The following is a 509-nucleotide window of genomic DNA, read 5'->3' as shown; positions in this document are numbered from 1 at the left end:
ATGAAGGGAAGCCCGAACGCGCGCGTGGTGCCGGGCGTCTGCGGGCCATTGATGAGCTTGAACATGCGAGGCGACTCCGTCGATGGGGGCGGGCTCAGCGGGTGCGTCGGCCGAACCAACCGGACAGCCCCTCCGGCAGCAGCCGGATGACGACGATCACCGCCAGCAGCATTCCGATCTGGCCGATGATCTGTCCGCCCCAGCCGTTGAGTGCCGTGCGCACGCCGGCCAGCAGGATGCCGGCCGGCGCGGTGCCGAGCAGCACATTCGCGCCGCCCACCACCACCGTGACGAAGCTCTCCACCAGGAAGCCGGCGCCCATGGTCGGGATGAGCGTCATGGTCGGCGCATACATGGCGCCGCACAGGCCCGCCAGCGCCGCGCCGATGCCGAAGCTCAGCGCATACACCTTGCCGACCCGCACGCCGGTCGCCTGCGCGATCGCCGCGTTCTGCATGGTGGCGCGCGCGTGCACACCGAAGCGCGTGCGCATGAAGATGATGTAGATG

The 509-nt window shown here is 69.5% G+C and carries 1 protein-coding gene; it reads right to left on the bottom strand.

The annotated features are described in order from the left end of the window. Positions 1-94: 94 nt before the first annotated feature. A partial coding sequence (locus AC1DTN_RS39340; RefSeq protein ID WP_477925691.1) for an ABC transporter permease subunit occupies positions 95-509 on the bottom strand: 415 nt, incomplete at its 5' end.

Source organism: Rhizobium sp. 01T444 (assembly GCF_056398305.1).
Note: the sequence above shows the minus strand (reverse complement) of the source record. Positions and strands in the feature narration are given on the sequence as shown.